The following is a 26,325-nucleotide window of genomic DNA, read 5'->3' as shown; positions in this document are numbered from 1 at the left end:
AACCCGTCTTCAAACGGGTAAAATCTTACGGAAATTAGCTGTACTGATGTAATACCTGTTCCAGACAATCTTGAACATCTGCTGCCAGTATCTGCATCACGCTATTATCCCCGTAATAATAAATTAATATAAATTATCGCATAAACAGCGCAATGATAAAAGCTGGTCAAATTGAGTTACAATCAGCACTTCATTGCCTTTTTTATTTCTGCTTACATTGATTTACCATCAACTGGCACTGAATGTGCCCTTGTATTCTCTGCTTACTTATGCCCATACCACAGCCCTGCCCGCCGGTACACGGGTAGCAGTACGCTTTCGCAAACGTCTGATGGCCGCCATAGTATGGGAAAGTAATGTAGAACCGGAAATTGATATCAGCAAAATACGACCAATAGAATCAGTGCTTTCTGATGACTGGCAATTGCCTGAAGACTGGCGCACATTACTCAGTTTTACTGCCCGCTATTATCACTATCCTCTCGGGCAGGCAGTAATGGCGGCGTTGCCGAAGGGTCTGCGTCAGCCTGAAGTCGTGCAACTACCCCAACCGGAAGTGATTTACACGTTAAATACTCTGGGGCATGAACAGCCTCCTCCACCGGCACGCTTTCACAAACAAAATGCATTATGGCAACATCTGCAAACAACATCTGCTACATTACAACAACTTAAGACCATACATTCTCAGGCTGCACATTATCTTAATCAGTGGCAACTACAAGGCTGGATACAGACTACTTCAGTTCCGGCCTGCGGCAGCATTCCAGAAAGCCGGCATCAGCTTAATCAGCAACAACTGCTTGCCAGTACAACAGTACAGAATAAATTCGGCCAGTTTGCTCCATTTCTGTTATATGGCATTACAGGCAGCGGCAAAACAGAAGTTTATTTCGACATCATGTCCAAAATATTGCAGCAGGGCAAACAGGTTTTATTTCTGCTGCCGGAAATCAATCTGACCCCGCAATTGTTGCAGCGTGTGCGCCAGCGATTTCCACATACTATTACTGCTCTGCTGCACAGTCAGACTGCTGCCGGACAACGGACAACTAATTATCTTCAGGCAGCACTTGGACAGGCGGCTTTGATCATTGGCACCCGACTGGCTGTTTTCACTCCCATGCATAATCTGGGATTAATTGTAGTTGATGAAGAACATGATTACTCATTCAAGCAGGAAAGCGAACTGCGTTATCAGGCACGGGATCTGGCTGTGTGGCGTGCACAGCAGGCAGGATGTCCTATTGTACTGGGCAGTGCCACTCCATCTCTGGAAAGCTGGTATAAAGCCCAGCAAAAAGATTATCAACTACTGCAATTAAGCGAACGCGCCCATATCAGTGCTCAATTACCGCAAATTCATCTGGTAGATATTCGCCGGTTACCACTGGATAATGGTTTGAGCGATATTATCAAACAAAAATTACAGACCAATTTTGCCAATGGTGGCTTAAGTATGGTCTATCTGAACCGTCGCGGCTTTGCTCCGGCTTTATTCTGCGCCGCCTGCGGGCATACTTTCGGCTGCCCTAACTGCTCGGCCAAGATGGTTTTACATCAGCATGCCGGTCAGCTGCGCTGTCATCACTGTGATTTTCACCAGCGTATTCCACATTGTTGCCCGGAATGCGGTAATCAGGATTTAACGGCTGTCGGGCAAGGAACACAACGCATTGAAGAAAACCTGCAATATCTGTTACCTAAGGCACGTATTCTGCGGGTAGACCGCGACAGCACCGCCCACCGGCAGGATTGGTCAGATATTTACAGTAAAATCATTAACCGGCAGGTAGATGTTCTGATCGGCACCCAGATGCTGGCCAAAGGTCATGATTTTCCGCAATTGAATCTGGTTGTTGTTTTAAATGCAGATAACAGTCTTTACAGTGCAGACTTTCGCGCACCAGAACGCTTGTTTGCCGAATTGATGCAAGTAAGCGGCCGTGCCGGCAGAGCAGAATGCAGCGGCGAAGTCTGGGTACAAACCAGACAACCCGAACACAAAGTTTATCAGGCGCTGGCTGCACAAAATTATATTACTTTTGCAACAGCAGAACTGACGGAAAGACAGGAACTGGGCATGCCACCTTTCAGCTATATGGCAGCTATTCGTGCTGACGCCAGAACCATGCGTGAAGCACAGGAACTCCTGCGACAGGCATTACAGGGTATCGGACAGCAACAGTCTTTACCGTCCAGTGTCAGTATTTTCGGACCAGTACCAATGTTAATGGCACGACTGGCCGGTTATGAACGGGCACAGGTCTTTCTGGAAAGTCATAACCGGCGCGAATTACATCACAGCATTACAATATGGCAAAGCTGGCTATTGCATCTGGAAAAAACCAGCCCGCACACACGCTGGCTGATCGATGTAGATCCGCTGGAAATGTAATTATGATGCCATTCGAATTATAAGCATACATTCATTCATTTTTACCCTATCTGTAACAAAAACTGGTCATCAGCCAGATTGGCAGATGACCAGTAATCAGATTTAACTGATAACTTATTCGCGTCCACGCAGACTATGCCAAACACGTGAAAGTAATGGTTTTTGTTTTTTCTGGCGGGTAACTTCATTGCCATCATAACCTACTTGAGATTCCTTAGGGAAAGCACCAAAAGGTTCCACAGCATAATTTTCCAGCTTATAGCCGGCATCCAGAGCTTCCTGATAGTACTGGTCAAACAGCTCAACCAGATCTTTACGCGGATGAGGCAGAATATCACTATCAAACCAATGTTTCTGACCAGCTGCAGACAAACGCGGGATTGAATACTTATGGCTAAATTGGGTACCCATATCCGAATAATGCAAAATTTTCATCTGCTCGATCGGCATACCTTCACCATCGACACAATTCCATGCGGCTGTATAAGCCTGTACCCATTCAGGATGCTCTTTAAACTTAGCCATCATTTTCTTATGCGAATCAGGGTCAGCACGCAGCGTAGCCTGTTCCGGCAATTTAGCTTTAGCTTTCGCACAATCCCAGACACAAGTACACAAGCGGGTAAAACGTTTGCCCTTGGCATGATCATGCACTTCCTTGGCAGCAACAATTGCTTCACCTTCAATAGGATGCTCCCAGAGTTCGGCTAAATCAGCCAGAATAATCATGTCTGCATCCATATAAATAGCCCGGCCTTCATAGTTGCAGGCAGCAGGAATACCCCAGCGGAAACCTGAAAACGGTGTTGCCCATTTTTCAGTATGCCAGCCGGCACCAGACTGCGGATCAGAGTACCAGGGGCTTTCCGGGTCATGACTTAACTGCATCCAGACAATTTCCACTGGCCGCGATGTATGTTTATGGATGCTGTAATCCACCACCATCATCTGTTCCAGATCACAGTTATTCGGGTCACAACCCACAAAGACCTTAATTACATCGTTGCTCATGCATATACTCCCGATTTGCTTACGTTATAAAGATAATTGTAATCTTACCGCAAAAATACCAGTAAAAATGATAATATTAATCAAGTAATATTTGATATGAAACAAATAATTCCAATTAAATTTATAAATATCAGACCGGTAGATACCTATTATCAGGTATTAATTCGTTTTAATATGGGCAAGTTAACAGATTAGCCGACAATATCTGCCACACTCTTAAAAATATAATAAGACTCAAGTAATTTATCCATATCATAAATATAACTCACAGCCATTACTTCATCCGGCTGTAAGCGCAGGCGATATTCCTCCAGCTGCTGACGAATAGTATCAGGAGCACCCAGTAATGTGCAGGCAGTAAAGTTACGCACATAAGTTTCCTCCTCAGCAGTCCATAAACCGTGCATATGTGGTACAGGTGGCTGTAACGGCGCCCGACTATTGCGAACCAGTCCCAATACCGATTGAAACTGCGTAGTTTGCAGGAAACGAGCCTCTTCATCCGTTGCCGCGGCAACAACATTTAAACACAGCATAAAAAAAGGCTTACTCAGCTGAGCAGAAGGCTGAAAACGTTCCCGGTAAATCGCTGCGGCCTCTTCCAGAAAACGCGGTGCAAAATGTGCAGCAAAAACGTATGGCAACCCCATTTTGGCTGCCAGATAAGCACTATCCGTACTGGAGCCAAGTATATAGAGCGGAATATGTGTACCAATACCCGGATAGGCCTTTACTATTCCCTGACAATTCTCATCACCCAGATAACGCTGCAACTGCACCACATCATCAGCAAACTGTAATGAAACATCATTTAACTGCCGACGCAAAGCTGCAGCTGTTACCCTGTCAGTACCGGGTGCACGCCCCAGTCCCAAATCAAGCCGGTGCGGATAAATGGTTGCTAAAGTGCCATACTGTTCTGCAACCATTAACGGACTGTGATTAGGCAGCATTACTCCGCCGCTGCCTACCCTTATCTTGTGGGTATGAGCCAGTGTATGACCAATTAATACCTGAGTGGCAGAGCTGACAACCATCGGCATATTATGATGTTCTGCGATCCAGTAACGCACAAAACCTGACTGTTCAGCAGCCTGTGCCAGACGCAACATATCCTGTATAGCCGCCGCCGCAGTACCTTTATCCCGACGTGGTACCAGATTCAGTATAGAAACAGGAATAGCCATAAATTCCTCACATTGAAGAAAAACAGATATAAATTAAATTCGTCCTATGCGCAGAAAACGAATACTCTGCCCGCGTATAAAAAACCGCTGCATAAATTATACAGCGGCCTATACACAATCATGATACAGGCTTATTCCGGTAGTAACTCAATTTTACTCGGATCTCTTCCCTGCTGTTTGAGTGACACCACAGAGGTAAACAGCATATCGCTAGAAGAATTCAAAACTGTTTCAGCTGAGTCCTGAATTTCACTGATAACGAACCCGATTGCTACCACCTGAGCGGATATAGCCGGATCAATACCAAACATACTGCATGCTACCGGAATCAGTAGCAGCGAACCGCCGGGCACACCGGAAGCACCAAGAGCACATACCGTTGCCAGAATACTTAGCAACAATGTCTGAATAAAGCTCACATCCAGACCTAAAGTATGCACAGTAGCCATCGTCATCGTCGTAATCGTGATAGCTGCTCCATTCATACTCATTGTCACACCCAGAGGAATAGACAGCGAATAAATTTCTTCCGGCAATTGCATACGCTGAGCCAGACGGATATTTACCGGAATATTTGCTGCTGAACTACGGGTAAAAAACGCTGTAATTCCACTATAACGCAAACAGGTAAACACCAGCGGATATGGATTTTTACGAAAATTCAAAAATACAATCAGCGGATTAATCACCAGTGCCACAAACACCATCAGACCCAGTAATACACCAATCAGCTCAAGATAATTCTTCAGCTTAGCCAAACCATCACTCGTAAAGTGAGAAGCAACCAAACCAAGTACACCATAAGGAGCAATTGCCACAACAAGGCGAACCACCCAAATAGTGGCATCCGACCAGTTTTTAATCACCGATTTCGTTGCCTCGCTACTCTGGCGCAATGCAATACCCAATGCTGTTGACCATGCCAGAATACTCAGAAAATTACCGGTTGCCAGTGCATCAACCGGATTATCTACAAACTTGAGCACAATATTCATAAGAATTTCTGCCACACCTTCCGGCGGTTTTTCAGATATCGGCGGTACATCCATCACCAAATGAAGCGGATATAAAAAACTTACCGTAGAAGCCAGCACTGCAGAAATCAGAACAGTAACAGCATATAACCAGGCTACTGACTTAATACTGGAAACATTATCAAATTTATTATTAACAATAGAAGATATAACTAACACAAAAACCAGTATCGGAGCAGCTGCACGTAAAGCCTGAATAAATACCTTACCCAGAAATTCCAGTTTCACCCCGTACTGCGGTAAAAACGCCGCAATAAACGCGCCGATAATCATACATATCAGCATGCGTACAATCAGATTACTCTTAAATAATACCCATAAAAGCTTCTTCATTCACAATCCTTGGTTATCGCCGGATTCAAACACATTTAAAAACAGATACAAAATATCATCAGAACTGACAATAAATCCGTGAGCAGCAAATTATCTCTCATCAGAAAATCTGTTTTAATCCGTCTTTTCAACACCATTAAACCTTAACAGAAAACCATTTCAGTTTACCTAGCAGATAATAAGTTTAGCATTAAAACGAACACAAACAGCGAATAATCAATAAAACCGCGAAAAACAGTTAAAATCAATCAGCAATTTATTATTCTTAATCAATGGAATCAAACTACACAAAAATCTAAAATGCTATACTCCCACACCAGTAACCGCCCAGACAGAATATGCCATGGACACAGCTTCACAAAACTACATACTATGCATGAAATGGGGGCAAAAATATGATGCTGAATACATCAACCGCCTCTATAACATGGTACAACGCCATTTAACGCTACCATTTACCATGATTTGCCTGACAGATGATGCTAAAGGCATCAATCCGGCTGTTCAGTGTTATCCGCTAATACCACTGGATCTGCCTCAGGGTCTGCCTGAACGTGGCTGGAACAAACTGACAACATTTAGTACAGATTTATATGGTTTACACGGTACAGCTTTATTTCTTGACATAGACATAGTCATAATCGATAACATAGACTGCTTCTTCACACATCCTTCTAGCCGACAGGACGAAGTATGGATTATTCGTGACTGGAAAAAGCCGTGGCGAAAAGTCGGCAATAGCTCAGTATACCGATTTCAGATTGGTGCATTACCAGAGTTAATGAGCTATTTTCGCGAGCATTTCCAGACTATTCGTCAGCAATTTCGTCATGAACAGGCATTTTTATCATGGTATGTGCGCGAAAATCATAAACTAAGTTACTGGCCTGAAAATTGGTGTCTGAGCTATAAATATGACGTATTAAAAAAAATGCCTTATGCGCTATGGCAGCCACCGGAAAAGCCGGATTACGGCAAAATTATCATCTTTCACGGCGAAGTTAATCCTCCGGATGCCATCAGGGGAGGCGGAGGAAAATGGTACCGTAAAGTTTTACCGGCTCCATGGTTAAAAAATTATTGGCAATAAAATTACTATTATGAAAATCGTACAAACACACAGTAAATTCTTCATCATTGGCAATGCTGACGAACAAAATTCTATTGCCGGATTAATTCATGAAGACGATATCGTAGTCCGCTTTAACACCCCCAATCCAAACTGTACACTTATGGCCGACTGGGTATTTATTGCCAATGGCTACACACAAATCAGACATCTGAATATTGACCATCAGTTTTTTAAACCTGACACACAAATATTTTTTCGATATACCACAAAAGATATCTGTCTGGGACGATATCAGAATATTCCTTTACATAAACGGATAAAATATATTTGGCGTTTTCCTAAATGGATTAAACACTCTCATCTGGATCAATATCAAATAAACACGATACCTACAGATACTTATCAGCACTGTGCCAATACACTGGGTTTTCGCCAGCCAAGCACAGGTTTACTGGCCATTGATTACATTTGTCAGCATTATCCGGAAAAACAAATTTATATACATAATTTCACCAGTGAAGGCTGGACGGGGCATAACTGGGATGATGAAAAAAAACTAATTTATAAATGGATTACCGAAGGTAAAATAACTGCAATCTGAATAGAAAATATTTACCTGCATGAGAATCGGGCTAAACCTGATTTTAATATCAGTTTAGCCGCCTTGTCCCACATACCCGTACGTACTAATAACGAAACAGTTGCGCAAGTCGATAACTGTTTTTGTGCATATAGCTCTTTAGCCAAAAGCAAAATATCGGCTTTTTCCATTTCCGGAAGATTCATTTTTCTGAGTTTACGACACAACCTGAAATAATAAAGATGAGCTTTATATAATAAATAAGCACAGCACTTTTTATCATCAACCACTTTATCAGCATATTCAGCCTGTGTCAGATAAGCCCTGATACCATATACCTGTTTCAGACTCATTTTCTGCACAATCGAATCCGGCCAGATACGATAATGTACTAAAGTTTGCGGATAATAAAAGTAAGTCTGACATTGATTCAGAATAATCGGAGTATTCGCAATATCTTCATAGGCAGGTATAGTGAAATCACACGAATCTGTTACCAAAGTACGCCGGAAAACTTTATTCCAGAAATAATGTTTACCATCCATAATTGCAAGGCGGTATAACTCACCGTTATTCTGATGCAGCAAAGTATTTGCGGGAGTAACTGATAAATGTTCATGGTATTTAATTTTACCACTACCATCAAAAAAAACATCATAATCAAACAGTACTACATCCGGATGATACTCACTCAGAATATTCCTTATCTGCCGTACCGCTTGCGGTTCAATCAAATCATCTGAATCAATAAACCAGACATATTCAGCATGACTGGCCTGCAACAGACACTGGCGAACCTGAGTAATACCCAGATTTTTCTTTCCGCACAGTACACGAATATTCACATACGGATAACTCTGCTGATATTTGCGAATCACACTAAGTGAATTATCCGGTGAACAATCATCATAAAATATAACTTCAGTTAAAGCAGTCAAATCCGGAAATAAAGCATCCAGCAATCCGGAAAGATATGATTCAACATTAAATACAGGAATCAGAATACTTAAATCTACTTTATCTGTACCTGCATAATTATCTTTTACCCCATTCACACAACTATTCCTCAAAATCACTTTTTATTATTGGCACCAGCGTACGTTGTGCACACCGCAGCACGGATAACTGCCTCCATCCCATACGAATTTGTGCTGCCAGACGACGATATTTAAAGCATACGTTACTATAAATATCTTTTGCATGAGGTTTCAGATTATTCTCAGGAGTGATAGTAGAAACAAAAGATTCTGTATGCTCCAGACCATAATTAATACACTGATCCAGTTGAATTGCAGCGGCCGGATACACTTGTCTGGCATTCAAATCATATGAACGACACAAAAATGCATCAGCAAGCGCCGGTGCCGAATATTCAGCTCTGTTTAACAGCTTCCGTGCCCCGGAAGGGAATAAAACATATGCGGCGGCACCTGTCCGATCCTGATATAACCGGCGTAATTCATAACCATCAATTAAATTAAACGCCCTTTTACTTATCCATTTACGTCGATGGCGCGTTTCCAGATTCACATAATCAACTTCATTTGCCAGAGGAATTAACGCAGCAAGAATATCTACTGTTTTACGCGATAATAGAGCATCATCTTCAAGAATCAACCAGGGTTTATCGGTATTAAGTACATATCGCCATGCAGCTTTATGGCTTAAAAAACAGGCTACCTCAGCCGGACGCAATTTACGCTCCCAGCCATTTGCTAATTGTTCATATTGTTCACCAAGAATATCCGAACTATTAACAGCAGACAGGCGCTGCATAGGTATTTGCAAATGAATCAGTTGTTTGCGCTGAAATTCCAATCGCTCAACTGAATGATCCAGATTAATTACTAGAGCAGAAATCATCTGTTTGTATCACCACAGATATTATAATTAATCATCAGATTTTTGCTGAAACAGAACATCCTCAATTTCTCGTATCCGATCCATGCGACGCTGTACTTTACTTTTCCGTATTGAAAACAGCTTCCCGCTGGTTCTCAGATTTTCATGAACCACACGGGCCGCCTGTAACTGTTCGATATAAACCTGCTGTTTAGGTGCACGCAGATTGTCTTCACGATCAAATATCCAGCAAAAGCCAACAGGCAAATGAAAAACTTTATAACGAGGATTGTCAGATGCCTGATCAGCAGCAATGACAGATTGTAAAACCTCCTGATCCCAGATTTCCGGATGCGCTATACACTGCCGGTTCCATTCGGCTAGCAAGTGTCTTGCAGCCTCAGTGTCTTGGAAAAAAAGAGTTGCAGATACTAAATGACCATCTCCTAAATCATAATACACTGCAATATCACAATCCAGATTGGCAAGATATTTTAACGGAGAAACATGAAAAACCGCATCAACATCCACATACAGCATCGGTCCGCTGACTATATCACGTTCACGAAGCAAATAAGCTGCTTTAAACGACGTATTGGCTTCCCACCCACCCTGACTGGAAATAGCAGTTGTCTTAACTCTGATACCCAAACGTTCAGCAGAAGCACACATACGTTTGGCTTCATGCGTATAAAATTCATCATCTGTATGATAGGCTACAACTGTTACCGCATCATCTGCTGATGCTTTCATCTCATCAGTCACAACCCGTGCCAGCGGAACCACAACTTTACGATTCTTGGCTCGCCATGCATATTCTCTGCCCAGTTTAATCATTAGTATTATTCTCAGTGATTAACATATATTTATTATAAACGTGTCCATCCATACATTTTCACAACATCAAAATGGCGCCGCCAATGCCGCCCCTTAAGAAAAAATCTTTTAATTTTTTGTCCCAAAGTAAGTTTAAAACGCACACGATGAGGAATATCTGAATCCAGATTCTGAAATGCCAGCGGTTCAACCAAAAAAGCCTCTTTTAACCGGCCACCACTATAATGCCAGACCTTATCAATGGGATAAAAGAGATTTTTACTTGCCTGCAGCATATTTTTAGCTCCCTGCAAAGATACAATATAACAACATGCCAATGACGGAGCGATATCACATTCACAGGCAATCATATGATTACAGAGCGTATGTAAACGAAAAATTTTCCACCGGACAATAGCTTTACTTTCCATAAAGCGCCATAATCTGCGCCTTACCAATTGCCAGAATCGCGGTCGGACAAACTGTTTATGCGCAATACAAGAATTAACTGCCGCAACATCAATATCGTAAAAAGGTCTTTTTAAAGTCAGATTTAAAAAATCAAAAGACTGAAAATTTTTTTCATCAGCCAGCAAAGAAACCAGTTCAGGTTTAAGCTGAACATCATCTTCCAGAATCAGAGCATAGGGTATATTTTCATCTACCATTCTCTGCCATACCGCCTGATGGGATAAGGCACAACCAATTTCTCCATTAACGACCTTACGTTTACATTCCAGTGCAAATCTTTTCTGGTTAAAAAAGGCTTTTTGCTCATCAGTTAAACAATTGCCATCAACTGCATTTACCCTTTCAAAAGCAATATTCAGATTTTCCAGTTGTTGTTTAACAAACATTAATCTATCCGGACGGCGTTCAAGATTAATTAAAAAAGTTTTGAGCATTGATTAGCCCTGCACATACTTTAGTCATAAATTATCTATAAATTATAGCTAAAATATGTCTGCCATTCATAGATAAAACCAGTATCCTGATACACTCACCAGTATAAACTGCTAAAATAGCTATCTGAACTGATAATAGTTACACTATTTCAACTTTACAGCTATCGAGAATACCAGATTTCATAAAATTAAGTTAACAATGTCGCAACCAACTATTATTCTGGCAATGTCAAGCTATAGTGACTTCGCTGCTGCTATTCAAAAACATTTAGAATACCATAATTTTAAAGTTATCTTTATAAACAGCACTTCAGAGGAATTGAAGAAGCAAGTTGATTCCAGTTTTTATTATCCTAGCCTGAAATCGCACCTGATTCATACAGCCCGAAAAATTTTTCTTTCAGATTGTTCATACAAAGCTTATCTGAAAGAACAAATGTACAATCAGAAATTACTGGCAAATATTAAAAACCTATTAGGCAACAATCATTACGACTATACTTTGGTTATACGACCAGACTTATTTCCTATAGAGGCCTTACAACTGCTAAAAATTCATACAAAAAACGATTTTGTTGCTTATCAGTGGAATGGAATCAGACGATTTCCTAAAACAAAGCCGACAATAAACTTATTTGATCGTTTTTATGTATTCGATTCTGAAGATCTGCATAATGACGAATACCAGCAGTACCGGCTAAATGGAATCAGTAATTTCTATTTTGATATGTATCAGCCACAACCTGTATCACATACCGGAACCATTGCCTATTTCGTCGGACTACATGTAGATAGTCGCATTGCCGCTATAGAAGCCTGTGCAAATGCATTAATTAAATACGGGATAAATCTAGATTTTAATATAAAATTTCGCCCGTCTGAAGCTAGCAAAGCGGGACTATATTCTTGCAAGGAAATTCATTTTATCCCTGAAAATATTACCTTCGATGACAATTTAAAGCACATCAACAATGCAGATATACTCATTGATATCGTTAATCCGGTTCATCATGGTTTATCATTTCGTACATTTGAAGCTTTATATTATCGAAAGAAATTAATTACCAATAACCCACAAATCAAAAATCTTGATTTCTATCATCCGGATAACATTTTTATATGGAAGAATGCGGATGATTTACAGAAAATAGAGAGCTTTCTGGCCAGGCCATTTGTCAGCATCAATCCGGATATTATAAAAAAATACAGTTTTGCAAACTGGATAAACAATATTTTAAACAGACAGCCATTCCAGAAAATATCCGTTATATAATTGAAATATTCTAAAAAATGCTGTAGGCTCAAATTTGTATTTAAAAAATACTAACTACAGCACATTCAATTACACAACATCTGCTTCAGCAAAAGATAAACCAACGGAACTTACTCTGCAAAATTGAATATTAAGAGAAGTATCGAACAACAATTTAATATCATACTGAATATGAATAAATCTTTTTGCTTTAGATATTAATCGAATTAAATGAAATTAATGCATTTAAATTTAATACCGGATACCATTATTTCTACAATCATAGTATCCGGTTAGCAATCTATTTATAGATTTATTATGAATAAAGTACTGAAAATCCAATATTTCTGCTACTTTTAAACATATAAACCAATAAATAAAAACAATACAGGCAAATTTTAAACACTCTTAAATCTGTTAATTTAATGATTTATCTTCAGCCGAATTGCGGTTTTCACCAAACTGCATCCGATGCAAGAATGCATAACGTCCATTTTTTGCCAGTAACTCTGCATGCTTACCCTGCTCGACAATTTTCCCCTGATGCATCACCACAATATTATCCGCATTTTCAATAGTCGACAGGCGATGCGCGATCACAATTGTGGTCCGGTTTTTCATTAGTGTCTCCAGGGCAGATTGCACTAATCGTTCAGATTCAGTATCCAAAGCACTAGTTGCCTCATCAAGAATTAAAATAGGCGCATCTTTTAGCAATGCCCGTGCAATTGCCAAACGCTGTCGCTGACCTCCGGACAACTTCATCCCCTGATCACCCACTTCAGTTTTTAAGCCTTCAGGCATATTATTGATAAATGACCAGGCATTAGCAGCTTTCGCAGCCTGAATAATATCTGCCTCTGTAGCATGCGGAGAACCATAAGCAATATTATTCGCAATAGTATCATTAAATAAAACAACGTCCTGACTAACTAATGCCATTTTTGAACGAAGATTTTTCAATTCAAAATCATCAACATTTATACCACCTATACTTACATGTCCGCTGGTCGTATCGTAAAATCGCGGAATAAGATTTACAGTAGAAGTTTTACCGCAACCAGACTCTCCTACTAACGCAACCACACTACCCTGTTTAATTGTCAGGTTTAGATGATCTATCGCATTTTTATCCGCATGCTGATAACGCAATGTTACATTCTGAAAAACAATATCTCCAATAGGAGCAGTCAGCTGTTTTTTTCCCTGATTTTTTTCTTCCGGTTCATCCAGAAAGTGAAATACACTAGCTGCAGCCATCAGTCCGGCCTGCAAAACACTGGACATATTGGTAATCCGTTTTAACGGATCAAACATCATCAGCATAGCTGACAGAAAAGACATAAAATCACCGGCAGTAAAGCCTGCATGACTGGCTCTTTTAGCAGCAACATATAAAATAATTGATAATGATGTGGCAATTAACAGCTGTGTTACTGCACTGCCAATAGACGTATACGACTGACGTCTGACAGCAAGACTACGCAGAGCCTTATTGGTTTTTTCCAGACGACTCTGTTCATACTGTTCACCACCATAAATGCGTACAACCCTTGTACCATCAATTGATTCAGACAAAATTTGCATGACCTGGCCAAGATCATTCTGACTTTTAGTAACTAATCGGCGAATACGCTTATTAATAACCCTCACACACCAGGCAATTAATGGAATGGTAACAAAAGTGATCAGTGTTAATTGCCAGTCAAGATAAAACAACCAAATCAGAAGTCCCAAAACAGTCACACCATCTTTGGCAAAGACAGTAATCACATCAAAACCGGCAGCCGTTATTCCTTTAGCGTCATTGGTAATGCGCGACATCATGCGCCCGCGGCTGTTTTCCTGATAGTAACTCACAGGTAACATCATCATTTTTGCAAACAGATCACGCTGAATTACCTGGACCATCTGATTAGAAATATAAGCACTGGTATATTCATTTATATAGTTGGCAACCCCACGAAAAATGAACAAACCGATGATTTCAAATGGTACCCATTTCATAGCTTCGATATTTTTGTCAACAAAACCATTATCAATGATCGGCTTTAACAAATAAGCAAAAAGGGGACCTGTCACACCTACGACAACCATTGCCAATACAGAAATAAAAAAATACTTTACCAGCCCGCGCATATACGGAAATAATCTCTTATAAAGATTATGCGGTGAAAAAGCATCAGCCTTTTTACTTTTTTTCATTCGCTTCCCAGAACAATCAAATACAAAACAAAACACAGTGTCGATGAAATTACCTGTCGGTATCTCATCATAAACGGCATAAATCCATTAAATTCAGCAAACTGCCAATCTAAACCTATACCAATTATCAACTTCTAAAATCACATACAACTTGTATTCTATCAAATCGAAAACAATCTGAATAAAATACCTGATAAAAATTCTCTCCAGTACAAAAATCCACTACCAAATCAATGAAATTTAAATCAGTTAAGACAAACTAAGCACTGATCTTACCGAATTCAATTTACATATTGCTAACAAATACGGTTTATTTAAAACAATTTGTTGATAAATATTGTATATATTTTTACTCTAAAAGAATAATCAAAACACATATGATATTTAAATTTGAATTAAAATATAAACTTATTCTGTATATTGATTGGATAAATCCAATTCTTTACATTCAGCAGTTTTAATTGTTATCAACATCTAAATCAGTTTTTATTCATGACTCGTAAAACCATCATATTAGCTATGCCACCAAGCAATGGTATAGTTGAATTAATTGAAAAAAACCTTCAATTTCACGGATATCAAGTTTTACGATTAGATAGTGTACTGAAATTCAAATATAACAGTATTTGGGAACGTATATATCACTTTCTGCATAAAAATATCACCCAGAGTAAGACATATAAAAAAACTTTACGAGAAAAACAAAGTTTTCATAAAGCAAAACAACTTCTGGCAGATAATCTTTATGACTATGCCTTAGTTATCCGGCCAGATATCTATCCGCCAAAGGTATTGGCTTTATTAAAAAAGCATACTAAAAAAAGATTTATTGGCTATCAATGGGATGGACTAAAACGCTTTCCAGTAAAAAATATTATTCATTTATTTGATCGGTTTTTTATTTTTGATCATACCGATTTAAATAACCCTGACTACCAAAACCATCAACTGTATAGTATTACTAATTTCTATTTTGATGTTATAAAGCCGGATTATGTCCAAAATGATAAGTTAGAAGCTTACTATATTGGTGACCATCAGAAAAGTCGCGTTGCCATGATAGAGCAGTGTGCCGAAAAACTTGCGGAAAATGGAGTCAGTATTAAATTTATAATACCTACGAGCAAAAAAAGCGATATTAAATGTTATAAATCAAAACATCTTATTTTTGGTAAAAAAAATCGCCTATCTTATCAAGATAACTTAAAAAATGTCTCTACAGCGGATATCTTGGTAGATTTTGTTATTGCAGATCATAACGGTTTATCGTTCCGCCATTTTGAAGCACTTTACTACAAAAAAAAAATAATCACCACCAACAAACACATTCAATATTATGATTTTTATCATCCGAATAATATATTCATTTGGGACGATAAAAATTTAGGAGAGATAAATAACTTTCTTATGAAACCATATAGCCCTATAAATCCGGATATAGTTGCGAAATACTGTTTTAAAAACTGGATAGAAAATATATTAGGTATAAATTCATAATTAAATATATAGACTAATTCAAAATTTAGTCTGAAATTTATAACACCAGATAAATTTTGCAAGTGACAGTCTTTAAAATTTCGAACTAAAATTAAATACAATAATATTTGAAATAAATATTCATTTTAATTTTTATTAAAATCAATTATTTAACTGGTATTTAATTTACAAAATATATATAAATCCAGATTTAGATTTATAAAAAGTAACTTATTTAATTAACAACAAAAAATATTAATTGCCCAAGGAATTAAAATAGCGTTTATTATGGATACAACAAATCTAAATTCTTTATTAAATTCAGTTAATCATTATTACGCCCAAAATAATGCAGAAATAGATATTAAATACATAGAGCAACTATTAAAAGAGACAGAAGATTTCCCGATTATATCTTTTGATATTTTCCACACTGTATTAACTCACTTATTTGAATGCCCTATTGATCTGTTTCTGTGTATTAAAGAAAATCCTTTCCATTAAAAATGATTTGCAACAAGAGTAAGGCTTTTCATCAAAAAAATAAAACCATAAAAAATATAGCATTTCAGAACTGCGAACCTTTTATATAATTAATTTTTGTTTTAATTAATCCAATAAATTAATTTTTGAATAGGGCGGTAAATTTAAAATATTCCTGATCCAGTTATTAAATCCATATTTTTTTACTATTTCAGGATCTATCTGTCTAAAAGGTTTAGATAAAAATTCTTTGATTTTTTGTGAAAGATCATCTTTATGCCAGATAAGGATATTATCAGGATGATAAAAATCGTAGTTAGATACATTAACATTATTAGTAATTAATTTTTTCTGGTAATACAAAGCTTCAAAAAAACGAAAAGATAAACCATTATGAAGTGGATTAACAAAATCGACAATAATATCTATTTCGTTTAACATTTCTATGTTTTTGGAAAAATCAACTTCATTCTCGGCACCAAAAATAAAATAATCAGAGCAATGGTATTGATTAATCTTATTCTGATTACTCGTAGGGATAATAAACTTGAGCTGGATATCGTTTTTAATTAGCTCTGCTGCACAATATTCAATGTCAGCAACACGTTCGGAAACATGTGTTCCTACATAATATGCTATTGTTCCTTTGTGTTTCACCGGTTGCGGTTTGTTCATATCAAAATAAAAATTGGTTATTCCCTCCAATTTATAGTTTTGATAATTATTATCAACTAAATCATGACTATCAAATACATAAAATCTATCAAATAAATTTATTGTTTCTTTTGTACAAGGCATGCGTCTCAATCCATCCCACTGATAAGCAATAAATTCGTTTTTGGTATGTGCTTTCATCAGGTTTAATAAGCTTACCGGATACAAATCAGGACGTATAATAATAGCATATTCATAATTCCTTTTACTTAGCACTCGCTCAACATTTGATAAAAGTAATTTTTCTTTTAATTTTGTTTTATATGAATAATTTCTAAAAAAAAACTTTTGCACCTGATTATACAAATAATCTTTAAAACTCTGATAATGAAAATGCTTAATATATTCTGGGTAGTTATCTATGTACAATACCTCAAACCCGTAAAATTCCAGATTTTTTTTGATTTGTAAGTAAATATTACGGCTTTTAGGCATACCCAGAATAATTGTTTTTGTCATAAAATATACCTTGTCTTCCATACAAAATTTACGGAACCATTATACAATATAAATTTAGACAATATTTAGACCAACTATATTGCTCGTTAAACAAAAATGTTTCAAATTTAACTTAAATAAATTTTTTCCATTTTACTTTAATTTTTTATATCATAATATAATTTATATTATAAAATATTACATTTTACCAATTTTTGAATGTAATTTTATGAATATTCTTATCACTGGAGGAGCAGGATTTATTGGGTCAGCAGTTATTAGATATCTGATCAATGAAACTGACCATAAAATTTTGAATGTTGACAAATTAACCTATGCCGGTAACTTAGAATCATTAGCCACCATTGCAAATAATTCACGTTATCATTTTTGTCGGGCCGATATTAGTGATCAAGCATATATAACACAATTATTTAAGCAATTTCAGCCGGATACAGTTATGCATTTGGCAGCAGAATCACATGTTGATCGTTCAATATCCAGTTCAGCAGAATTTATTCAGACTAATATTGTAGGTACATTTCAACTTTTGGAAATAAGTCGTCGTTACTGGGAAAATTTGCCTGAAGAAAAACAACATTTATTTCGCTTCCATCACATTTCAACTGATGAAGTATATGGTGATCTTAGTGATTTAAGTACAGAATTATTTACAGAATCTACTCCATACGCTCCAAGTTCACCCTATTCAGCCAGTAAGGCAAGTTCAGATCATCTGGTTCGTGCCTGGCATCGTACTTATGGACTGCCAGTTATTATTACAAATTGTTCGAATAATTATGGACCTTATCATTTCCCGGAGAAATTAATCCCATTAACTATTCTTAATGCTTTACAAGGTAAAAAACTGCCTGTATACGGAAATGGTGAACAAATCCGGGACTGGCTGTATGTTGAAGATCACGCCAGAGCTTTATATCAGGTTGTCACAAAAGCCAAAACAGGTAGTACCTATAATATTGGAGGGCATAATGAACAGAAAAATATTGATGTAGTAAAAAATATATGTAATCTTCTAGATGAACTGGTACCCAATAAAACACTTGGGATAAAATCCTACAAAGATTTAATCACATTTGTTCCGGATCGTCCCGGACATGATGTACGTTATGCTATTGATGCGAGTAAGATTAAACAAGAACTTGGCTGGGAACCAAAAGAAAATTTTCAATCGGGTTTACGCAAAACCGTATTATGGTATTTAAACAATCAGGATTGGGTAGATCATATTCTGACCGGAGAATATCAGAAATGGATACAACAACAATACCAACCGAAATAGGATATAATAAATCAAATATTTATTTAAAATTAAATTCTAATTGTATTAATAATCAAGGAACAAAAAATGGTTAAACGAAAGGGTCTTATACTGGCTGGCGGATCCGGAACCAGACTTTATCCTATTACTTTAGGCGTATCAAAACAGTTATTACCCATTTATGATAAACCGATGATTTACTATCCCCTTTCTGTACTTATGCTGGCCGGGATACGAGAAATCATGATTATTTCAACTCCTGCAGATTTACCTAATTTTAAAAAAATGTTAGGTGACGGCAGAGATTTAGGAATTGATTTATCTTATAAAGTACAACCATCTCCTGACGGATTGGCACAAGCTTTTATTCTTGGAGTAGAATTTATTGGCAAAGATAATGTCACACTTATCCTGGGTGATAACATTTTTTACGGGCAAAGTTTCGGTACACAATTACAAAAGGCAGCACAACAAGAAAAAGGTGCTACCGTATTCGGTTATTATGTTAATGACCCTGAGAGATTCGGTGTAGTCGAATTTGACACCAATGGAAAAGCACTTTCCATAGAAGAAAAACCGAATGAAGCAAAATCAAATTATGCGATTACAGGGTTGTATTTTTATGATAATGAAGTTATTGAGATAGCCAAGAGTATTCGCCCTTCACCCAGAGGTGAACTTGAAATAACTGATATTAATAATGCTTATTTAAATAAGAAATTATTAAATGTTGAAATACTCGGGCGTGGCTTTGCCTGGTTGGATACTGGTACACATGATTCACTGATTGAAGCCAGCTGTTTTGTTCAGACAATTGAAAAAAGACAAGGATTAAAAATAGCATGCCTTGAAGAAATTGCTTTTAATAATAGCTGGATAGATTTAGATCAATTGTTTAAACGTGGCAAACTTTTTCAAAAGACAGATTATGGTCAATATCTATTAAAACTATATAGTGAATTTTCTAGGAAAGCCTAAATATGAATGTGATTGAGACTAAGATTAAAGATCTGCTGATTTTAGAACCTAGAGTTTTTGCAGACAATCGTGGCTGGTTTATGGAAAGTTTTAACCAGACAACCTTTAATTCAATTCTAACGTCATATAATCAATCAATTGTAAACTTTGTACAAGACAATCACTCAATTTCACATAGAGGCGTAATTCGTGGATTGCATTATCAGATAAATCCACATGCTCAAGGAAAACTTGTAAGAGTAGTCAGTGGAAAAGCATGGGATGTCGCTGTAGATATACGGACATCATCTCCAACTTTTGGTCAATGGGTGGGAGTCGAGCTATCTGAAAAGAATCTTCGTCAATTCTGGATACCCGCTGGATTTGCACATGGTTTTATTGCCTTAGAAGATAATACTCAATTCTTATATAAAACCACCAATTATTATTCTAAAGAATGCGAACGCAACCTGTTATGGAATGATACAGATCTAGCTATTAATTGGCCGATTGAAAACGATATGTCAATAAATCAAACAGATAAAGACAATAATGCTCCAAATTTTAAGAAACTGATAGATAACAAAATCGATTTATTTTAAGCAAATAAAAGGATTAAATCATTAATCCTTTTATTTTTTCTTAATTCAATACTATTCGTATCTACTTACCAAACCTCTGCCACAATAATCATCTTCCAAAATTAGATTTTCTAAAACTTTATTTTTAAATTCTTAATGTTAAACTAAAGTCTTTACATAGAGAGTTGGCGATAAACAAAGAAGGTTTAAAATCAAAATAAAGATTTTTACGAAGATTGACCGCATCCTTCGCAAAATCTATAGCACCCTGTTGTAAAGCATTTCGTATTGGTCGGGTTGCCAGTTCTCTATCGGACAGATTTTTAAACTCTCCTTTTAGCATATCATTATTAATACAATATTTAATAATTTGAGTATCATCAGCATTTAATAATTTTTCTAACTCAAAACTTCGGGTAAAAATTTGAGAATCAGGATACAAAATTGCTAAATTATTTACATAACAGCCTTTTATCTTAATATCTTTTGTTAATCCTTCTATACTCGGGATGATTGCTGCAAAGTAATAACCATGAATTGGCTGCATCAATAGTTTATTTAATGCTAGTTGAATTGTCCCGGAATACCCAACATCTACAACCGCAGAACTTTTACTTGAAAAAGAGACCGGATTTTTTCAGATATGTCATTAAAGGTAGTTTTTCAGTTTGTGCCAGACTTAAAATATCTGTTTGCAGGTATTCTAATAAAGGCTTTATATGATCAATTTGTTTTATAATTAATTTTTTATCCTTATCCCATAAATTTTTTGATATATATTTTTCCAACGTTCAGCATCCAGAGTTAAGCCAAATCGCTCAATCAAATAATTTTGAATACTATTCTCATAGTAGTTTTTCTCTGCAATATCAATAATATCCTAAAAATAATTAATAGCCGGTACTGTTACACATCTACGAGAAACTTGCAGATAATGGCTTTGAGGAGTATTTTTTTGCGGTGAACTCCACAAATCATAAATTTGTTTAACATGTATTTATATAACTTTCCAGTATCCTTTCGGACTCCGGTTTCTGAAGATAAATATAAATTATGCCATTCAGTAATTCCATGTTGAGATAACATCTTCTTAACTATTTCTCTTGATAAAAATATATCGCTAATTAAAATAATCTTTTTCCCTATATTTTTAGCAAATTGCATTAATTCAATTACGTCATAACGAGGACTGACGTAAGCCAGTTCAACCCTTTCCTCAATTTACTGTATTTGCTGAACCTGATTATCTGTAAGTTGTGATAAATATTTAAACTGGACATATATTTCATATAATGAAACATCCTTACTTTTACTACTTCTGGCCTGAGTTTCTGCAACTACCCAATATTTTTTAAAAAGCATTCTACATTCATCATCAAGATAATACTGGGATATTATTTTTTTTGTGATCAGGATTTAAAAGTGGCCTTACCAATAAGGTATCAAATATATCAAAAGCAACTACTTTTACTTTCTCTTTGTTAATTCTTGATTTATAAAATTGTATGTCTCGTGTCAGGTATTGAGTATCTATCTGGAAGGATGACCAGGAAGGATACTTTAAATCCTGAATAATTACTGAGCTATAACCAGTTAAAGAAGGTACAATGCCTAGCAATCTTTCAAGTGCATGTGCCGATATTCCATCTGTTTGTCCTCGTTCTTCTGAAAAATCTTCCCATTTCAAATTGAGATCAAATAAAGGCACTAATGCATTCGTTTTAGCCCAAAACATTGATCCAACCGGATAATTGAAATAACCATTTATCATTGGTAATTTCATATGAGTTAATAACTTTTGCCCCCCTAGCTTTTATTTGCTAACCAAGTACAAGCAAAATAAGGTAGCCGATGATAAATTTGTGGATAAATTATACCTAAATTATTATTTTCTATTAATAATGAATAAATTTTCTGTATGTTTGCTGCAGAACCAAACAGCGAATTAAAAAGATATGAACACCAACTATCTATAACCTCTTTGTTATATACCGATTTCTTACTGTGTAAATGTGCCAGATAATCATACTGCTTTAATTGCTGACCAAACTCTGTAAACATTGGCACGATGTCACGACCACGATTTAGAACTATTTTTATTTTAATTTCATATGCAATTTTTAATTTATTTTTATATAAGAAAATTTTATGTGAAAAATTTTTTATTTACAAGACAATAAATAAAAAATTTATTATCTGCAACACATTAACAACCTAATACGTTGAAATAAAGGTATACATATATTTATGATTATTGGAAATAAATTTGGTTTTTATGATATTTTTTATTATTTCAGCATATTTAATACAGATATCTGCAAAAAATCAAACCAAATACAGAATTCAATAATAAATATCGATTATTTTGATACTGCTTATAAATTTTATTACTTTTATATGCTTTTAGCATTTTAAATCTTTTCTATATAAATAGAATTTACGAATTCAATATTCATATAACTATTTTTCAGTAGCTCATCAATAGATTTAGTCTAATCTTCACATTACAACACTGAATTATTCTATGTCAGTGCTAAATAAATGCTATTATTTAACGCTGTTGTTTGCTATAAATTTTAATAAATCATGACCATTATGACTTGGCTAATTTTGATATTCTTATTTATCTTAATCATTTGTATATTATATCTATTTTCACGCCAAAAGTTGTTACAGGAACGCCAGGCCGGAGATATTCTCTTATCTGAAGCAAAAAATGAGCTAAGTCGTACCCAGGCAGAAGTAAATAATCTACACCAAATCAATCAAAATTATAATGCTGAGCTTTGTAATTGCCGCCAAGAGTTACAGATCGTACATAAACGTTTAAGTGCAACCGAAGCTGTTAATGCTCAATTAACCGATATTCAGAGTGCTTTAGAGCGGGAACAGCAACAGTGCCGGTCTGTTTCTACCCAACTGGCAGCAGCAGAACAGCAACTACAAGACTGGCAGTTACGTAGTGAGGAGTGGCATTTGCGTGAAGAAGAGTTTCTAAAGGTACAGGAAGAATTAAATCATGTGCGTGTGGAAAATAGTCGTCTGGCTACACAATTAAAGCATGAACGTGAAACTTATGATGAAAAGCTGACTTTGCTTAATGAAGCCCGTGTTAGTCTGACTGATCAGTTTAAAGCACTGGCCAATGATATACTTGAAGAAAAAAGTAAACGTTTCAGTGAACAGAATCAAACCAGTCTTAATCAGTTATTAACTCCCTTACATGAACGTATGCAGGGATTTAGTCAGCTGGTACAAAATACTTATGAAAAAGAAGCTAAAGAGCGCACTACTCTTGAAACTGAACTGAAACATTTACAGCAGTTAAATGCACAGCTGCACAATGATGCTAAAGCACTTACGGATGCATTAACTGGTACCCAGAATAAAAATCAGGGTAACTGGGGTGAAATGATTCTGGAAAAAGTGCTGGAAAATTCAGGCTTACATAAGGGGCGTGAATATGTTTTACAGGCGTCCTCAACTGTTATTGATGAGGATGGCCGGCAGCGCCGGTTGCAACCGGATGTTCTGGTGAATTTACCGGAGAATAAACAGATCATTATTGATGCAAAAACTTCGTTAACTGCTTATGTACGCTACACTCAGGCAACAGATCCCGGTTCTGCGACCAAAGCACTGGCAGCCCATATTCAGTCGGTACGCCAGCATATTAAGGATCTTTCAGCTAAAAGCTATGATGAAATTGACGGGTTAAATACATTGGATTTTGTGTTCATGTTTATTCCGGTTGAACCGGCATATTTACTTGCTTTGCAACAGGATAATCAGCTTTTTGATGATTGTTTTCAGAAACGGATTATGCTGGTCGGACCCAGCACCTTACTGGCGACATTACGTACAATTGCTCATATCTGGCGTAATGAACAGCAAAACCAGAATGCTTTGGCTATTGCCAAAGAAGGCGGCAAACTATATGACAAATTTGTTGGTTTTGTGAATACGCTTGAAGGTGTAGGTAAAAATCTGGATCAGGCTCAGGGACAATTTCAGAAAGCAATGGGGCAATTAGTAAACGGACGTGGTAATCTGGTAAGTAAAGCCAATAAATTACGTCAATTAGGTGTACAAAGCGGTAAAAATTTACCAGAACATTATCAAATCTCAGAAGACGACGAGGAAGAACTAACTCTGTCTATTCCTGATTCACTTTGAAAAAAGTTCGCCATTTATTTTAATGTATTGATGATTTAAATTATAAACCAACTTACAAGAGCTGTTGACAGACAGTATTTTTAACCATCTTGCCAATTACATAAATAATTAATATTTATGTAGTCTTTCAGGCATATATCATTTGATGCTGGATTGTATCCGAATGACTCAAACTGATTCTCAATCATCTGTTCCATTATTACGCAAAATTTTTAGCCGACATATGCTGATATGTATATTTACAGGTTTCAGCTCCGGTTTGCCGTTATATTTTCTGATTAATCTGATTCCGGCATGGTTACGTAAAGAACATATAGATTTGGTAACTATTGCTTCATTTTCCATGGTCGGCCTGCCTTTTACCTGGAAATTTTTATGGTCACCATTAATGGATTCAGTTAAATTACCATGGCTGGGGAGACGGCGTGGCTGGATGTTTATCACACAAGTTGCATTATTGCTGACTTTACTCGGTTACATCGGGCTTAATCCTAATCAGAATATGACAACTATAAAAATCCTGTCGGTGTTTGTAGCCTTTTTTGCGGCCAGTCAGGATATTGTTCTAGATGCTTTCCGGCGTGAAATATTGCAGGATAATGAGTTAGGATTAGGTAATACGATTCATGTTTATGCCTATCGTATTGCCTCAATTATACCGGGTTCCTTATCATTGATTCTGGCTGAGACATATCCATGGTCGACAGTATTCGCCATTACCGCATTATTTATGCTTCCTGGTCTATTTATGACGCTCTTTCTGGCACAAGAACCCAAACTTCCGGTAATTACTCATAAATCTTTTAAACAAACAGTTACTGAGCCTTTTAATGAATTTTTTAATCGTAAAGGTGTTAAAAATGCTTTGCTGATACTGTTTTTTATTTTTTTGTATAAACTGGGTGACAGTATGGCTACTGCACTGGCTACACCTTTTTATATAGATATGGGCTTCAGTAATAAAGATATCGGTCTGATTGCTAAACATGCCGGTTTGTGGCCAACAATTATTGCTGGCATTCTGGGCGGGATCTGGATGATTAAATTAGGTATTAATCGTGCTTTATGGCTATTCGGGCTGGTACAGGTTTTTTCTATATTGGGATTTGTCTGGCTGGCAAGTCAGGGACCTTTTGCCGTAATCGGTTTAAAGCAGCAGTTAATGCTGGCAACCGTTATTGGCGTTGAAGCAATTGGTGTGGGTCTGGGTACGGTTGCTTTTGTGGCTTATATGGCACGTGAAACCAATCCTGCTTTTACTGCCACACAACTGGCATTGTTTACCAGTCTGGCAGCAGTACCAAGAACTTTGATTAATGCAACAACCGGTTATCTGATTAACTGGCTGGACTTTGTCAATTTTTTCTGGTTATGCTTCTTTCTGGCATTACCCGGTATGCTATTATTAATAAAAGTTGCGCCATGGAATCAAAACGTAACAGATACTTAGTACTGCTTGTACATATAATTAAACTAAAAAGAGATTATCAGAACTTAGTTTGTGCCTGATTCAAAAGCCAATTGGCAAACTGAATGATCTGGTTCAATTCAGAATATATAATTCTGCATATTTGCATTAAAGC

Annotated in this window: 21 protein-coding genes and 1 pseudogene; 10 read left to right on the top strand and 12 right to left on the bottom strand. The window is 36.8% G+C overall.

Going from position 1 to position 26,325, the window contains the following annotated elements:
• The first annotated feature begins 217 nt into the window (after positions 1 to 217).
• Positions 218 to 2,398, top strand: coding sequence for a primosomal protein N' (locus tag H3U82_RS08500; RefSeq protein ID WP_198210301.1), 2,181 nt, complete (start codon positions 218 to 220; stop codon positions 2,396 to 2,398).
• A 114-nt stretch (positions 2,399 to 2,512) separates the two neighbouring features.
• On the opposite strand, the gene H3U82_RS08495 is transcribed toward H3U82_RS08500, so the two are convergent.
• From H3U82_RS08495 to sstT, 3 genes are all read right to left on the bottom strand, one after another.
• The gene (locus H3U82_RS08495; RefSeq protein WP_037394709.1) at positions 2,513 to 3,409 is read right to left on the bottom strand and encodes a glycosyl transferase; all 897 of its coding nucleotides are present in this window, start codon (positions 3,407 to 3,409) and stop codon (positions 2,513 to 2,515) included.
• 191 nt (positions 3,410 to 3,600) lie between these two features.
• Complete coding sequence (locus tag H3U82_RS08490; protein WP_084565247.1) at positions 3,601 to 4,596, bottom strand: LLM class flavin-dependent oxidoreductase; 996 nt, start codon at positions 4,594 to 4,596, stop codon at positions 3,601 to 3,603.
• A 131-nt stretch (positions 4,597 to 4,727) separates the two neighbouring features.
• Positions 4,728 to 5,963, bottom strand: a complete 1,236-nt coding sequence (gene sstT, locus H3U82_RS08485; protein ID WP_025331653.1) for a serine/threonine transporter SstT — start codon at positions 5,961 to 5,963, stop codon at positions 4,728 to 4,730.
• A 343-nt stretch (positions 5,964 to 6,306) separates the two neighbouring features.
• Between sstT and H3U82_RS08480 the strand changes: the two genes are divergently transcribed.
• Positions 6,307 to 7,053: a hypothetical protein gene (locus H3U82_RS08480; protein ID WP_198210163.1), complete on the top strand. Its 747-nt coding sequence runs from the start codon at positions 6,307 to 6,309 to the stop codon at positions 7,051 to 7,053.
• A 10-nt stretch (positions 7,054 to 7,063) separates the two neighbouring features.
• Positions 7,064 to 7,636, top strand: coding sequence for a hypothetical protein (locus H3U82_RS08475; protein ID WP_096765827.1), 573 nt, complete (start codon positions 7,064 to 7,066; stop codon positions 7,634 to 7,636).
• An 11-nt stretch (positions 7,637 to 7,647) separates the two neighbouring features.
• Here H3U82_RS08475 and H3U82_RS08470 read toward each other — a convergent pair whose 3' ends face one another.
• From H3U82_RS08470 to H3U82_RS08455, 4 genes are read right to left on the bottom strand one after another with little or no spacing between them, the layout of a single operon-like run.
• On the bottom strand, positions 7,648 to 8,670 hold the full coding sequence (locus H3U82_RS08470) for a glycosyltransferase family 2 protein (RefSeq protein ID WP_198210161.1): 1,023 nt from the start codon (positions 8,668 to 8,670) through the stop codon (positions 7,648 to 7,650).
• 4 nt (positions 8,671 to 8,674) lie between these two features.
• Entirely contained in the window at positions 8,675 to 9,478 is an 804-nt protein-coding gene (locus H3U82_RS08465; RefSeq protein WP_198210159.1) for a glycosyltransferase family 25 protein, read from the bottom strand.
• Positions 9,479 to 9,505: 27 nt separating this feature from the next.
• Positions 9,506 to 10,294, bottom strand: coding sequence for a putative nucleotide-diphospho-sugar transferase (locus H3U82_RS08460; protein WP_198210157.1), 789 nt, complete (start codon positions 10,292 to 10,294; stop codon positions 9,506 to 9,508).
• A gap of 32 nt (positions 10,295 to 10,326) precedes the next feature.
• Positions 10,327 to 11,178, bottom strand: coding sequence for a glycosyltransferase family 25 protein (locus tag H3U82_RS08455; protein ID WP_198210155.1), 852 nt, complete (start codon positions 11,176 to 11,178; stop codon positions 10,327 to 10,329).
• Positions 11,179 to 11,404: 226 nt separating this feature from the next.
• Between H3U82_RS08455 and H3U82_RS08450 the strand changes: the two genes are divergently transcribed.
• Entirely contained in the window at positions 11,405 to 12,451 is a 1,047-nt protein-coding gene (locus H3U82_RS08450) for a hypothetical protein (protein ID WP_232336148.1), read from the top strand.
• Positions 12,452 to 12,847: 396 nt separating this feature from the next.
• Here the strand turns inward: H3U82_RS08450 and msbA are convergent, their stop codons facing one another.
• Complete coding sequence (gene msbA, locus H3U82_RS08445) at positions 12,848 to 14,635, bottom strand: lipid A export permease/ATP-binding protein MsbA (RefSeq protein ID WP_198210153.1); 1,788 nt, start codon at positions 14,633 to 14,635, stop codon at positions 12,848 to 12,850.
• 492 nt (positions 14,636 to 15,127) lie between these two features.
• Between msbA and H3U82_RS08440 the strand changes: the two genes are divergently transcribed.
• Positions 15,128 to 16,132, top strand: a complete 1,005-nt coding sequence (locus H3U82_RS08440) for a hypothetical protein (RefSeq protein WP_198210152.1) — start codon at positions 15,128 to 15,130, stop codon at positions 16,130 to 16,132.
• 588 nt (positions 16,133 to 16,720) lie between these two features.
• Here the strand turns inward: H3U82_RS08440 and H3U82_RS08435 are convergent.
• Complete coding sequence (locus H3U82_RS08435; RefSeq protein WP_078475466.1) at positions 16,721 to 17,767, bottom strand: hypothetical protein; 1,047 nt, start codon at positions 17,765 to 17,767, stop codon at positions 16,721 to 16,723.
• 190 nt (positions 17,768 to 17,957) lie between these two features.
• On the opposite strand from H3U82_RS08435, the gene rfbB reads away from it, so the two are divergent.
• The 3 genes from rfbB to rfbC all read left to right on the top strand — a co-directional run bounded on the left by rfbB (position 17,958) and on the right by rfbC (position 20,587).
• Positions 17,958 to 19,049 (top strand): dTDP-glucose 4,6-dehydratase, encoded by a 1,092-nt coding sequence (gene rfbB, locus H3U82_RS08430; protein WP_370524670.1) that lies wholly within the window; start codon positions 17,958 to 17,960, stop codon positions 19,047 to 19,049.
• 66 nt (positions 19,050 to 19,115) lie between these two features.
• Positions 19,116 to 20,006: a glucose-1-phosphate thymidylyltransferase RfbA gene (gene rfbA, locus H3U82_RS08425; RefSeq protein WP_198210150.1), complete on the top strand. Its 891-nt coding sequence runs from the start codon at positions 19,116 to 19,118 to the stop codon at positions 20,004 to 20,006.
• Positions 20,007 to 20,008: 2 nt separating this feature from the next.
• The gene (rfbC, locus tag H3U82_RS08420) at positions 20,009 to 20,587 is read left to right on the top strand and encodes a dTDP-4-dehydrorhamnose 3,5-epimerase (protein ID WP_078475463.1); all 579 of its coding nucleotides are present in this window, start codon (positions 20,009 to 20,011) and stop codon (positions 20,585 to 20,587) included.
• 124 nt (positions 20,588 to 20,711) lie between these two features.
• Here the strand turns inward: rfbC and H3U82_RS08415 are convergent, their stop codons facing one another.
• The 3 genes from H3U82_RS08415 to H3U82_RS10980 form a co-directional block, all read right to left on the bottom strand.
• Positions 20,712 to 21,113: a hypothetical protein gene (locus tag H3U82_RS08415; RefSeq protein ID WP_198210148.1), complete on the bottom strand. Its 402-nt coding sequence runs from the start codon at positions 21,111 to 21,113 to the stop codon at positions 20,712 to 20,714.
• 828 nt (positions 21,114 to 21,941) lie between these two features.
• A complete protein-coding gene (locus H3U82_RS10945; RefSeq protein WP_255518462.1) occupies positions 21,942 to 22,337 on the bottom strand; it encodes a rhamnan synthesis F family protein in 396 nt (131 codons plus the stop codon).
• 35 nt (positions 22,338 to 22,372) lie between these two features.
• Positions 22,373 to 22,684, bottom strand: a complete 312-nt coding sequence (locus tag H3U82_RS10980; RefSeq protein ID WP_370524668.1) for a rhamnan synthesis F family protein — start codon at positions 22,682 to 22,684, stop codon at positions 22,373 to 22,375.
• A 909-nt stretch (positions 22,685 to 23,593) separates the two neighbouring features.
• Between H3U82_RS10980 and H3U82_RS08400 the strand changes: the two are divergent.
• A pseudogene (locus tag H3U82_RS08400) lies at positions 23,594 to 24,742 on the top strand (DNA recombination protein RmuC); the annotation flags it as partial.
• Positions 24,743 to 24,905: 163 nt separating this feature from the next.
• On the top strand, positions 24,906 to 26,192 hold the full coding sequence (locus H3U82_RS08395) for an AmpG family muropeptide MFS transporter (protein ID WP_198210145.1): 1,287 nt from the start codon (positions 24,906 to 24,908) through the stop codon (positions 26,190 to 26,192).
• Positions 26,193 to 26,325: the final 133 nt, after the last annotated feature.

The organism is Snodgrassella sp. W8132 (assembly GCF_016100865.1).
Lineage (GTDB): Bacteria > Pseudomonadota > Gammaproteobacteria > Burkholderiales > Neisseriaceae > Snodgrassella > Snodgrassella alvi.
Note: the sequence above shows the minus strand (reverse complement) of the source record. Positions and strands in the feature narration are given on the sequence as shown.